Here is a 12,789-nt window from a genome sequence, read left to right as displayed (position 1 = left end):
TGAGCGACGTTAGACGTTATTGCTGGGCCTGTTCGTGGTCGCAGTTCGGGTCCAGCGGCACGGCGTCGCCGACTCGATCGACGTCGTGGGTGAAAAGGTACTTCCAAACGGATTCATGAATAAGCTCGCCGCTTTTTTTGTCTTTGATGGCCGATCGCCCAGGTTGGACGCTACCGTGGGCACGCCCGGGATTGCCACCCACGTCTGCGTCTGTGATCAGCCGGCGGGTGTTTTTGTAGGGAGGTGCGACTTGGTCGACGTTGACGATGGGGCCGAACTCATTCAATCCGAGCATCTCCCAGCTGCGGCAATAATGATCCTCGGTCCAGCCTTGGTCGAGGACGTGTGAGAACGCAAAGTAGCGGTTAGCGGGCGTTGCCGAGGGGAGGGCCTGCCACGTTTGGTGTTGATCTCGCGGGCCGCACAACGCGACGACGCGGGCCACCTTCTGCTGCTTCGCAAACCGCGCCGCAGTCGTGCTGCCGTGCGACGCGCCCGCCACGATCACTTTGTCCCAATCCAAGTCGGTACTGTCGGAATTCAAGAACTGCCCCCAATTACCGGGCGTTTTCTGATCAGCAAGCCACTTGACCAACCGAAAGGCGCGCTCGTTCATCGCATCGGGTTTCGCGATTGCCACCTCGTCGCTGGCGTCGATTCCCGTCGACGCTTCGAGCCGCATGTTGCCACGGCATTCCGGACCAACGGGCCGTTCTTGGCAACACTTGGAAAACCATTGGCGTGCGTACTGGACGTGGATGGCATGCAGCCCATAACTGGTCAGACGCTCGAACAGGGCTGGGTTGTGGCCCATCAACCAAATCACCACGCGTCCCCGCTCGGGGACGTTGGGGTCGAACCAGGCGTGCTCGACGTCGGCAGGTTTCCCATCTGGAGTCTCTACCAGATAGCCGATCTCGGGGTAAGATTTCACTCGTGGATCGACTTCACTGGCACGAACCTCTACCTCGACTCTCGTTGCGTTAGCTGATCCCGGTGGATCTTCCGCCGACGCGGGTGACACCGTCAGGCAAACGGCGAGAGAGAGCAACAACCAAGAGTGAGCCAGGGGAGCTAATGTCATGTGTAACGATGGAGAGGTGGGGAGGGAATTCAATTCGCTGCAAAGCAGACGAATATCTTACCCGACCACACCGGGCCCGTGGGCGATCTGGACTTCTGCCTGTGAAGCCAGCCAATCGTTCAACCGCGCTAAGAAGTGATGCGGATCGATGCCAACCGTCTCGACTCGAACGTCGCCGCACGAGAGGACTTTCATCAGATCGGCCGTGCTTGTCGCGAGACACTGCATCACCCGGGTCTGCTCCTCGCTGCCGAGTGGCTGCTGGGTATGGCTCATCGGTCCCGCCTGATCACTCGAACGGACCAGACGCACCAATCGCCGTGCTTCGGCGGCCAACTTCTGACCGTCGAGAAAAACACGGCGCAGCTCCCCGGCCGTGTTGAACTGAAAGACCGGGTCCGCCCCGTCGAACAAACTGATCGCGGTATCGTTTCGCCAACCGACGACCCATTGATGATCGTCCGACGTGCGTGAAACGCGTCCTCGCTGGGGAAGATTGACACCCTCGGCCAACAAATCCTCGCGATCGGAAACATCCCGTGCCATCGGTTAACCGCATTGCGATCCGCCTCGCGACTTGAGGGGCTTCTTCTTGCCAGCGGTGCTGCGAGACTTGCTTACACCTTTAGTCGTTTTGCTTGGCGCTTGCTGCGGCGTGCGACTGACCCTGTACTCCAGGCCGTGAACAGTTTGAACCAAGGAGGGGACATCGGCGGGAACGAACATCGAAAAATCTCGCTGGGTGGTGGAAGTGCGATTAATTGTGAGCAGCGTGTCTGATCATTAGTGATTTCGACGCTTCTGGTATTTCAACGCAACTTCGATGCCAGTAGTTCGCACAAACCGCCTGACCATGGTCCGATTATAGCGAATAATTCCCAGCAGCGTCCCCAGAGGGCACCCCACCACTTCCTAAAGCGACAATCTGTACCTTTACCGATCAAGATCTTCTGGATCCGCCAGCAGCCGATCCGCACTCCGGACCGCATCGGCATAATCCTGCATAGCGGCTGCTACTCGAGTGAGCGTCGGTGCCAAATGATTGAGCGATTCCTGCTCAAACTTGCGTGCGGGTTCGTCACGCCAACTGGCACGTGTCTGCTGCCACTGCTGAGCGAACTCGAGAAAATCCTGGTGAACTCTTGTCTGGCTCTCCAGGAGCGGTCCGAGGGGGAACGGATTCATGCGTTGATCAGATGCCTTGCGGGTTGAAGGTCCGCAACATCTTTCGGCCTTTGTAGAGATGGAAAAGGTCTGCAGGCGTCGCCGGTCGCATCCGGCCCGCCGTAGGCAAATCCATGATTTCGAGTCCATCGGTGACCGCGACGCAGGCGACACCGGCCCGGGAGGCGGTGAACACCGCGGCGGTTTCTTCGAGGAAGAACCCCAATAGCGCGGCTTTGACGTCTTCGTAATCATGGCGCTGCAGAAACGACTGCAGCGGTTCGATCAATCGTCGCTGGGCTTCGTTGAGCTCACTCGCTGGCACGGTAAAGATGTCCTCATGTTCCGCGTGCCACCCAGCATAGATCGCATAGATGTCTTCGGGCGGCAGATCGGCTACATCGGCGCTGAGGGAAAAGACAGTGGGGCCGGCAATGCCAATGTTGCTATAGCTGCGGTCACCGAAATCGTACTGATAGCGGACTAGGAACACATCAACAGGATCATGAAAACTAGGCCACAGTAGCCGGCGGGAGTCCACGACCTCGACGGATGTGGGCGGCACCCCCATCTGTTGAGGCTGGGATAGCCACAAGGCCATTTCGGCTTGAGCGGTCGCCTCGGGGCTGCGGTGGGAGACATCGATTTGATCACCAATGCCGAGTTCGTCGGCGTAAGCGATCGCGCGCAATCGTGCCGATGGCTCTTGCGCCAGCGCGATGAGTTGTTCTACGCCAGCGGGATTGCCAAAACGCGCCAGCGCGCCGGCCGCTTCACATTGCACGCGGCGATGTCGCAGATGGCCGGCTTTGTTGAGTGGGGCAATGGAACTTTCGTCGCCGATCAAACCCACCGCATCGCAGAGAGACACCGCCAGCGCCACAGCTTCACTCAGGATTGCTTGGACCTGTTCGACATCACTTCCAAAGCTACGTGGGTCCTCTTCAAATTTGGCCAGCCGATCGGAGACTTGGCTGAGCAAAGCGTTGAGCGCGGTGATCCGTTCGGCCGCGGGATGTTGGGGTTCACAATCGCGGTCTTGGGTTCGCCCACTGCGGACCAAATGCCCGGCGAGATCGAGGATGGGGGCGGCCATCGAGGGTTCCCCCAGACAATCGAGCAATCCCGGAAAGACACGGTCGATTGGCCAATCGTCGTGCTGCATCAAGGGGCTCAGAATTTGTCCGGCCGCCATCCAGCCGCGCGGCGGCGAATCCGATAATGTCTGCACGAGCGCAGTCAATGACTCCGGGGTCCTCATCAGCGCCAGTAGCTGTAACAACAGGTGCCGGTTGGCGACCTCCGGCGACAACGCCGTCAGGATTCGGACCAAGGAATCGACAGGCAATCCAGAGAGTTGCTTGTCGTCACCAGCGGCCTGGGCATGCAGTACGCGGGTATGAATCAAACGCAACAAACCCCCGAGCACGGCGGGATCAGCATCGGGCAGCCGATCCGCCGCTGCCGCCAGGAGGGAGACCAAACGAGGGCCGGTCATCGTCGCGTCGTCAACAAGCTGTTTCAACGCCAACCCCGCCTCGACATCGTCCGCATCGGGAACGAGCATCCCGTCGAGCCGCTCGTCAGACTGCTGCTCGGCTGCTGCAGCGGCCAGCGTTTCGGCTGGCGGAGTGGACAGAGTCAGGGAAGCATCGATTTGGGCCGACCATCCCAACGCAGCGACGTCATCGCCAGTCGCCCAGCGACTGTGCTCGGGGTCAAATAACGGCTGGCCGCTGACCGGGCTCTGCGGCGACTCAGCATCGGGATAGACATGGGCACTGCGAAGGTCCGGTTGAGTCCAGATCGCGTCGCATTCATCGCACACGACCAAACCATGAGTTAATTGGCCCTGCTCATTCAAGTAAACGCGGACCGCACACAGACCGTCGTGGCAGATCGGACATTTCCCAACACACAGGCGAGTGGCCTCGCCGGCCTGGGAAGATGACGCCTCGGGGACGGAGCTGTCGGAGTCGGGTCGAAGTCGTGTCACGTCAGTGGGATCCTGGAAAGATGGATTTTTGGGGAGAACCGCGTCGCTGGCGTCGTCGCCAGCGTGACCTGAGAGCAGCACCAGATCAATGGACCGATTCTCTAGCGTGGGAAAGCGGTGATAACCCGATTGCCTTCGAGCACGATCTGGACGCGGCGGGCCATGGGTTTGTGTCTCTGATTCCCTTCTCGCCCACCGACGTACCCGACCCGGCGGCCCATGTCGGAGGTATAAATCGTGCGGTCACGATCGGTCCGTTTCGTGGTACGTTTGCCAATCTTCGCATTCTCGTAGGCTTGGTCAATCGTCTTCAACGCCCCCTCCATCCCGCCATCGAAGACCCCGTGACTGCCGGGCCGGTTGGGTTGGTCTTCAGTATGACGGCGAAGGTGCTCGAGCCGGTGACCTTCGGCACTGCCGGGCGTGTAGAGCAGGCCCGCAGGAGAGACGTATCGCTCAGTCCCAATCTCTTTGAGCAGGCCATACTTCAGCGACGGGTCCGCTACCGAGCCGGCATCCGTCGGGCTGGGGTTCGCTGTGGGATCGACCCGAGGATCGTCCGTATTCGCTGGAGAGGACGGTGCTCTCGCCCCCGGGACTGCTGCGGGAACATCGGTCCCCGACGCCGACTGGAGCGAGTCCGACTTTGGCGGAGCAGAGCGATGCTGGGCAGAGGGATCCGTCGTCCCGTTGGACTCGCTTTGGCTCGGCGCAGACGAACTCTGCGACTGCGCGATCGCTGGCAGACTCCACCCGGTCGCATCATTGATGCTAGGGCGAACCAGGCTGTACAACGCAATCAAGATCGCGATCGCGACACCCGCCGCCGTCGTTTTCTTTTTGCCGGAAGAGTAGGAAAGGGCCATGACGGGTGATGTCAGCGGAAGCGGTCGTGAAGAGATCGATGCACTACCAAAGTAGCACTTTCGGATGCCGCAAGCCAACCCGCGAGGATTCCACGCCCGACCTAGCCAGAAAAACGACTCGCTGCCTAAAATGCCAGGCCATTGACGAGTTGCACTCTTCGAGAATCCCCAGAACGTTTTGAATCAGAAACCCCGTAGTCCCGAACTCACATCGCCGCTCCCCCCCGGTCCGGAAGCCCCGGCGCGGGCGAAACGCAGCGATCGCGATCCGGTCACACTCGATTTTCCCGATGACCTGCCGATCTCGGAGCATCGCGATCAGATCGTATCGCTGCTCCGCGAGCACCAAGCCCTCGTCATCTGCGGCGAAACCGGTAGCGGCAAGAGCACGCAGCTCCCCAAGATGTGCTTGGAGGCGGGATTTGGTCGCGATCGGATGATCGGCCATACCCAGCCCCGGCGTCTGGCCGCCCGCAGCATCGCGGCCCGGTTGGCGGAGGAAACCGGCACCGTGCTCGGCAATGAGATCGGCTACCAGGTTCGCTTTGGTGATAAGACGAGCGAACGCACGCAGATCAAACTCATGACCGACGGGATCCTGTTAGCCGAAACCGGATCGGACCCGGACCTCAATGCCTACGATGTGATCATCATCGATGAGGCGCACGAACGCTCCCTCAACATCGACTTTCTGCTCGGACTGTTGCGGCGGATGATGGACCGCCGCCCCGAACTGCGGATCATCATCACGTCGGCAACGATCGATGCAGAGCGATTTGCAGAGCACTTCGGGAACACCGACGCCGACTCCGGGGAGCTCGTCCCAGCACCCATCCTACGCGTAGAGGGCCGGGGTTATCCCGTGGAACTGCGGTACTTGCCGTGGGAAGATGTCGATACCGGTGCGACGCGTGGTTACGATCTAGCAGCCCACGTGGTCTCGGCAATCGAGTCGCTGCGCCGTGACGGGACAGGCGACACGCTGGTGTTCCTGCCGACCGAACGTGACATCCGTGATGTCTCGCACCAAGTCGGCGGCCATTTCAAACGACTTGGGATCGAGAACCGTGTGGAATTGCTACCGCTCTATGCGCGGTTGCCGCAATCGGCTCAGCAAGCGATTTTCCATCCCAGTGGCGGAAAACAACGCATCATCTTCGCGACCAATGTCGCAGAATCTTCGTTGACAGTCCCCGGCATTCGCTATGTAATCGATTCGGGGACCGCCCGGATCAGTCGCTACAGCGTCCGCAGCAAGGTGCAGCGACTGCCGATCGAACCGGTCAGCCGCGCCAGCGCAAACCAACGCAGCGGCCGGTGCGGTCGTATCGGTCCAGGGATCGCCGTGCGATTGTACGATGCGGAGGATTTTGAAAGCCGCGATGCGTTCACCACCCCAGAAATTCGCCGCACGAACCTGGCCAGTGTCGTCCTGCAAAGCAAGATCCTGCGATTAGGCAAGATCGAAGATTTTCCACTGATCGATCCGCCGCGAATCGAAGCGGTTCGCGAAGGCTTCCGAACACTGAGAGAACTCGGCGCCGTCGATGAGGATGGAGACCTAACCGAGATTGGCTGGCAACTCGGCCGAATGCCCGTCGACCCGCGTGTCGGACGTATCCTGATCGGGGCTGCCGAGCACGGCGTCTTGCCCGAAGTCCTGCCGATCGCGGCGGCCATGGAGATCCCTGATCCGCGCGACCGGCCGCCTGAGAAACGTGCCGCAGCGGACCAAGCCCACGCGCCTTTCACCGACCCGGAAAGCGACTTCCTGAGCCTGCTGCGGTTGTGGCGTTTCTACGACGAGATGAGCTCCAAGTACGGCCGGGGGAAAATGACCCGCGTGCTGCGGCAAAACTTTCTATCGCCCACACGGATGCGAGAGTGGTCCGACGTCTATCGCCAACTCAAGGAACTCGCCGCGAGCAGTTTGGGAAACTCGGATCCCGATGCCAACCACCGTCGCTCCGCCAAACGCTCCCGCCGATCGAAACAACGAGTGTCTATCGGACCGATTCGGTACAGCGATGCGGCGCCGGAACGAAACGATAAGATCGCCCCGATCGTTGACAGCGATCGGTACGCGTCGATCCACCAGGCGCTGCTTACCGGGTTGCTGTCCGGGGTCGCGATGGCAGGCGACAAGAACGAGTACACCGGAGCGGGAGGACTGAAGCTGTTCCTGTGGCCCGGCAGTGGCGTGTTCGAATCCAAACCCAAGTGGATTGTAGCGGCCGAGCTCGTCGAAACGACTCGCCAATACGCGCGAAACGTGGCTAAGATTCAACCGGGATGGATCGAAGCGGCTGGCGATCACATGCTCAAGTCGTCCTTCAGCGATCCGCACTGGAGCCGCAAAGCGGGTGGCGCGTTCTGCTATGAGCGGCGTTCTCTCTTCGGGCTGCCCGTCGTCCTTCGACGACGCGTGCCGCTGGCCCCGATCGACCCCGTCGAAGCTCGCAATCTGATGATCGGCAATGGATTGATCGACGGTGAACTGCCCACGACGGCCAAGTTCGTACGTCACAACCGCCAACTGCTCGAGTCGATCGAAAAACTAGCAGCAAAAACTCGGCGGCGAGATCTGGTCGTCGATGACTATGCCCTGCAGGCGTTCTATCATTCTCGGCTGCCCGATGAGGTATGCGACCGAGCTCGATTGGAGAAGTTCGACCGCAACTGCGAAACACCACCCTGGGCCAACCAACTGCGCGACGACGTGGACCTCGCTGCCTGGCTCGCCGACCCACCGAGTTCGCCCAGCGGAGCTGAAGTTCCAAACCGTGAGCAGGAGATCGACACTCCCTACCTGCGACCAGAAGATCTGCTCGAAACCTCCGCAGCAGATATCGGACAAGAGGCGTTCCCCGATGAATTGATCGCAGGTGCCACACGACTGCCGCTTGAGTACCATTTCCGACCGGGGACCGATGAAGATGGGATCCATCTGACGATCCACCGCGCGGCACTTCCTCAGGTCAGCGACGGTGCACTCGAGTGGTTAGTTCCGGGACAACTCGAAACCAAGGTGACAGCATTGATTAAGTCGCTTCCCAAGCGACTGCGACGACTGCTTGTACCGGCCGCCGATGTGGCGAGAACCGTGACACAAGAGATTGCCGCTCGCCGGGGGGAAGCCGCGTTCATGCCGACGCTATGCGAATCGCTAACGCGGCACGCCGAAACGCCAATCCGCGCCGATGACTTCCAGAACGACAAGCTGGAATCAAACGTGCGTTTTCTCATCCGCGTCGTCGACGACGAAGGCAATACGCTGGCCACCGACCGCAGTGTCGATGCGATCAAGCATTCGCTCGGAGCGGCGGCGGCCGAGGAGGACGCCCCTCAGGACACGGCGGCGGACACCGAGGATTGGTCTCGCCAACGGATGACTGAGTGGGACATCGAACAATTCCCGACCGAGGTCATCCGGCGGCGAGGGGGCGTCCAGGTGGCGCAGTACCCCGGCTTGGTCGATCAGGGTGAATTCGTTTCGACACGGTTGTTTTCCGAACCCGCAGCGGCGGACGCCAGCAGCCGGATGGGACTGGCGAGGCTATTCGCAATTGCCTGCCGCAAGGACCTGCGGTCCCAAGTCCGCCACCTGCCCGCGATCGCAGAAGCGAAGATGAAGCTCAGTCCGATCCTGTCGGCAAGTGTGATCGAATCGTCATTGGCGGAATTGCTGATTCGCCTCGCTGTCGTGGAAAAACGCGAGATCGTTCGCACGCCCGATGAATTCGCCTCCCGGGTAGCGCAAGCCCCGGCCCGGATCGGCGAAGCAACTCAAGACGTCGCCACCTGGCTGACGAAGTTCACCGCCGCCTATCACGCGATGCGAATCGCCCGCGAGGAAACGTCCTCCGCTAAATTCGCTGCCGCAACCGCCGATGTCGACGAACAATTGGCCTGGCTCTTCAGTGACGGGTTCATCTCGTGGACGCCGTGGCAGCATCTCCAACACGTACCTCGCTATCTGCAGGCGATTGCTTACCGGCTCGATAAGCTCCGAGCTGGCGCCGAAGAGCGTGATGCCCAATCACGACAATTGATCGAGTCTCTTTGGGATCGTTGGCTGGCAGCTAAGCATGAAGAGGAGCGGGGACCGCGTGAAAACGCGGACTCCGAATTCCGCTGGATGATCGAAGAACTGCGGGTCAGCCAGTTCGCACAACCGCTCGGTACCGCTGTGAAGGTTTCCCCCAAACGATGTGAGAAGTTGCTGTCATGACAGAATCTCCGAAAACGATCGTCATTGGCGTCATCGGCCCGCCCTGCAGCGGCAAGTCGACAGTCGCAAGGATCATCGAATCCAACGGCGGCGTCTGGATCGATGCCGACGCCATCGCCAAAGATCAGCTCACAGACCCTGCTGTCATCGACGAGCTTGTCGAACACTTAGGCAGTGGAATCCTTTCCGCCGAGGGCGCGATCTCGCGGCCCGATCTCGCCGATTTGGTGTTCGGTGATGACGGCGAATCACAAGGACGACTCAAACAACTTGAATCCGTCATCCATCCTCGCACCCATGCGGTCATCCAGTCCCAAATCCAACAGGCTGCTGCCGAACGCGTGCCCTTCGTGATCCTCGACGTTCCCCTGTTGCTCGAGAGCGGCTGGGAGAGTCAATGCGACCAGGTGTGGTGCTTGCAGGTTTCCGCCGATCGACACGAGCAACTGCTGGCCGCTCGCGGCTGGGACGCGGCCGAATTAGCCCGTCGAGAGCGACGTCAACTCTCCTGGTCAGAAAAACGCCGGCGCAGTTCCTGGGTCATCCAAAATAACGGAGACGTCAACGATCTGCGTGAACAGATCGTCGACATGCTCAGTCAACTCCAACCGGAGTCAAATTCTCGCCATAGTTGAGCACCATTTCCTTGACCGTGTCGCGGAGCATTCCCGCATGACCCGCATTGAAAGCATCATCGATAATGCGGCGGTTGGCCTCTTTGGTGAAAGGCTCGAGATGCTCGATGACGTCGCCCGCTAGATCCGCGTTGATGTCGAGACAGAGCAGTTCGGCTCCCTCATTGAAATCTAAATCGGTGAACTCGATCCAGCGTCGTTTCGGTGCGGCGCGAGTGGCAAAATTCACTCGCATCGCTTCGGGTTGATAGACCAAGCTCCACTGCGTGTGATCCTGAGCGACCTTGTTCAGCCCCGCGAATGCGTAGTCAACAAGATCGACATCGTCGGGCTGCTTCCCCGCGTTGGTGACTAAATAGGAAGAGCGCATGAACCGCTGTTCGCTACTGTTGCTCGCATGGTCTGCTGCGATAGCGCGGCTGGAGTCTTCCCAGGTGGAATTGGCGAGGGCGCAAACGCCCTCGCCTCCCCGGTGGACGTGTAGCTTTCCATCGAGGTATTCAATGACCGCGACATCGCCGCTGGTATCGGTCACGAAATAATGCACTTTCTCGAGCATCGCGAGAAACGGCATCGGGTTGATCTGGTCCAGACTGACGACGACGTCGGCGACCGTGGCCGCGGTATCGAGTTGGTACTGCACCCACTGCACTGCATTGACCGTAGGCTTGCCCGCATCAGCGGCGGGGAACGCCGCCGCGCGGAGCTGGAGCAAGTCCACAGTCAGCCCTCTCTCATTCATGCCGGCGAAGGAGAGTTCACGACCGAACTGAGCAAACGAGACGCTGCCGTACTGGGACACCCATCGATGCGGCTGGACGGGTGAGATCGCGGTTTTGTCGATTCCACGCGGATTGACGATCAGCAATCCACCGTCGGTACCCCAATCATGGTTCCGCGCGATGACCACGTCCTCACCTCGCTGCAGCCGCATCACCGTGCAGGCAGCGAGGGGGTCGCTTACGACGAGCGAACAGGCCAGGCCGAGGATCGCCCCCAGCATGCTGAAATGATTCGTCATAAAATCTCGCTCATTCAATGGATCGATGAGAAAACCACTGCAGTCCGATCGCGCGCAGCCCATAGATGAAGCATCACCATTCCGCAGGGTTCATCTACAATTCTCGGTTCAGCTCAGGAATCGATCTCGACACGTTCGCCGTGGCTGTCGCGGCAATCGACTTCGAGATGTTCGGGGAACAAACCTTCGCTGCCGAGAATTTGAACTGTCATGCCACCGGCGTCTTCCATCGCCGAGACGGCGCGACGTTTCTTGTTGTTCAAGAATGCAGCAACGGAATCGTTGACGCGTACGGTGACACGCACAATGTGCTTGTTCTTGACCGCGAGGGCGAGCGTACGAACGACTTCGATCGACATGCTTTCGGGTGTCTTGACGAGTCCGCGGCCTTTGCAGCATGGGCAATCCTGGTAGATGCTCCGCTTCAGACTCGGCCGAATTCGCTGCCGGGTCATTTCGATCAGGCCGAACGGGCTGGTCCGGAGGATCTTGGTGCGGGCGCGATCCTTGGCCATCGCATCGCGGAGAACCCGTTCAACCTTACGTCGATAGCTCTCTTTCCGCATATCGATGAAGTCGTTGACGATCACACCACCGAGGTCACGCAGGCGAAGTTGCCGGGCGATCTCTTTGGCAGCGGACAGGTTCAAGCGAAATGCATTTTCATCCGCGGATGCCTTGCCCCGAAAATTCCCGCTGTTGACGTCGATCGCCACCAACGCTTCGGTGGGATCGATCACGATCGAACCACCGTCTTTGAGCTGGACCTGACGCTGGTTGATTTTGACGATCTCTTCTTCGAGATTGTATTTGTGAAACAGCGGCACTTCACCGTCATAAAGTTTCAAGCGATCGACGACGCGCGGCATCACGCTTTTGAGAAAGTCGCGAGCCTTGTTATAGGATTCCTCTTCATCGATCAGGATATGATCGATGTCGTCGCTGTAGATGTCCCGGATGGTGCGAATGATCAGGTCACTCTCTTCGTAGATTTCACCCGGCTGAGTGGTGGATTCAATGCGGCGGGCGATCGCCTTCCATAAACGCAGCAGGTAATCCATGTCGCGGTGCAGTTCGTCCTCGCTACGGCCAGCACCGGCCGTGCGGACGATGAAACCGAGTCCCTTGGGCGGGTTGCAAGCGTGCAACGCCTTCTTCAGTCGTTTGCGATCGTCTTCGTCTTCGATCTTGCGGCTGACGCCGACCCGCGAGAGTGCGGGCATGAGCACGAGATAGCGGCCTGGAATGGAGATGTACGTGGAGAGCGTGGGGCCCTTGTTGCCGATGCCTTCCTTGATGACCTGGACGAGGACTTCATCGCCGCGTTTGAAGATTTCCTGGATCGGTGGTTTGATACGCGGTCGTCCACCCTTGAAGACGCGCGAGCTACCACGGCCGCTCTCGCGGTTCCGGGCAGCCGAGGCGGCAGCCATTTCGTCGGACTCCCGCATGATTTCCTCGGGGTCGTATCCACCTTGACGAAAGTACTGGGGTTCGACGTCACTGATGTGGAGGAAACCGTTACGGCCGACGCCAAAATCGACAAAAGCCGCTTGGATACTCGGTTCGAGATTAACGATTTTGCCACGGTAGATATTGCCAGCGAATGCCTCGACGCTCTTACGTTCGACGTAGAGTTCCTCGAGCGTATTGTCCTCCACAACCGCAATGCGGCATTCTTCTGGTTGGAGGACATTGATTAGCATTTCACGTTTCATGATAGTTCACCATAAATGGGATATTAAAAATCGGCTGGATGCGGACGAACCCTCCAAGGGAAGCCGCATGGACG

General features: G+C 59.5%; 9 protein-coding genes. 2 read left to right on the top strand and 7 right to left on the bottom strand.

All coding sequences use genetic code 11. The annotated features are described in order from the left end of the window. Positions 1-16 precede the first annotated feature (16 nt). The 5 genes from CA85_RS10335 to CA85_RS10310 form a co-directional block, all read right to left on the bottom strand. Positions 17-1,084, bottom strand: coding sequence for a BPSS1187 family protein (locus CA85_RS10335; protein WP_146391244.1), 1,068 nt, complete (start codon positions 1,082-1,084; stop codon positions 17-19). 57 nt (positions 1,085-1,141) lie between these two features. Continuing rightward, positions 1,142-1,630, bottom strand: coding sequence for a hypothetical protein (locus tag CA85_RS10330; RefSeq protein ID WP_146391243.1), 489 nt, complete (start codon positions 1,628-1,630; stop codon positions 1,142-1,144). 387 nt (positions 1,631-2,017) lie between these two features. Next, on the bottom strand, positions 2,018-2,269 hold the full coding sequence (locus CA85_RS10325; RefSeq protein ID WP_146391242.1) for a hypothetical protein: 252 nt from the start codon (positions 2,267-2,269) through the stop codon (positions 2,018-2,020). Between the two features lie 7 nt (positions 2,270-2,276). Continuing rightward, positions 2,277-4,244, bottom strand: a complete 1,968-nt coding sequence (locus CA85_RS10320; RefSeq protein WP_246112670.1) for a HEAT repeat domain-containing protein — start codon at positions 4,242-4,244, stop codon at positions 2,277-2,279. 101 nt (positions 4,245-4,345) lie between these two features. Further along, positions 4,346-5,110 (bottom strand): hypothetical protein, encoded by a 765-nt coding sequence (locus tag CA85_RS10310; RefSeq protein WP_146391241.1) that lies wholly within the window; start codon positions 5,108-5,110, stop codon positions 4,346-4,348. Between the two features lie 178 nt (positions 5,111-5,288). Here CA85_RS10310 and hrpA point away from each other — a divergent pair, with 178 nt between their 5' ends. Both hrpA and coaE read left to right on the top strand, forming a co-directional pair. Beyond that, a complete protein-coding gene (gene hrpA, locus CA85_RS10305) occupies positions 5,289-9,341 on the top strand; it encodes an ATP-dependent RNA helicase HrpA (protein WP_146391240.1) in 4,053 nt (1,350 codons plus the stop codon). Next, a complete protein-coding gene (gene coaE / locus CA85_RS10300; RefSeq protein WP_146391239.1) occupies positions 9,338-9,976 on the top strand; it encodes a dephospho-CoA kinase in 639 nt (212 codons plus the stop codon). The genes hrpA and coaE overlap by 4 nt, the downstream gene beginning before the upstream one ends. Here coaE and CA85_RS10295 read toward each other — a convergent pair. Next, complete coding sequence (locus CA85_RS10295; protein WP_146391238.1) at positions 9,936-10,997, bottom strand: linear amide C-N hydrolase; 1,062 nt, start codon at positions 10,995-10,997, stop codon at positions 9,936-9,938. The two genes, coaE and CA85_RS10295, sit on opposite strands and share 41 nt — an antisense overlap. A gap of 113 nt (positions 10,998-11,110) precedes the next feature. Next, the gene (locus CA85_RS10290; RefSeq protein ID WP_146391237.1) at positions 11,111-12,715 is read right to left on the bottom strand and encodes an Rne/Rng family ribonuclease; all 1,605 of its coding nucleotides are present in this window, start codon (positions 12,713-12,715) and stop codon (positions 11,111-11,113) included. Positions 12,716-12,789 lie beyond the last annotated feature (74 nt).

Source organism: Allorhodopirellula solitaria (genome assembly GCF_007859855.1).
In the GTDB taxonomy this organism is placed as follows: domain Bacteria; phylum Planctomycetota; class Planctomycetia; order Pirellulales; family Pirellulaceae; genus Rhodopirellula; species Rhodopirellula solitaria.
This window is presented reverse-complemented; position numbering and strand designations above follow the sequence as displayed.

Bases quoted from the DNA above. Each gene is read 5' to 3' on its own strand.
- CA85_RS10290 (WP_146391237.1), bottom strand. From the start codon at position 12,715: ATGAAACGTGAAATGCTAATCAATGTCCTCCAACCAGAAGAATGCCGC.
- coaE (WP_146391239.1), top strand. From the start codon at position 9,338: ATGACAGAATCTCCGAAAACGATCGTCATTGGCGTCATCGGCCCGCCC.
- CA85_RS10295 (WP_146391238.1), bottom strand. From the start codon at position 10,997: ATGACGAATCATTTCAGCATGCTGGGGGCGATCCTCGGCCTGGCCTGT.
- CA85_RS10335 (WP_146391244.1), bottom strand. From the start codon at position 1,084: ATGACATTAGCTCCCCTGGCTCACTCTTGGTTGTTGCTCTCTCTCGCC.
- CA85_RS10310 (WP_146391241.1), bottom strand. From the start codon at position 5,110: ATGGCCCTTTCCTACTCTTCCGGCAAAAAGAAAACGACGGCGGCGGGT.
- CA85_RS10330 (WP_146391243.1), bottom strand. From the start codon at position 1,630: ATGGCACGGGATGTTTCCGATCGCGAGGATTTGTTGGCCGAGGGTGTC.
- CA85_RS10325 (WP_146391242.1), bottom strand. From the start codon at position 2,269: ATGAATCCGTTCCCCCTCGGACCGCTCCTGGAGAGCCAGACAAGAGTT.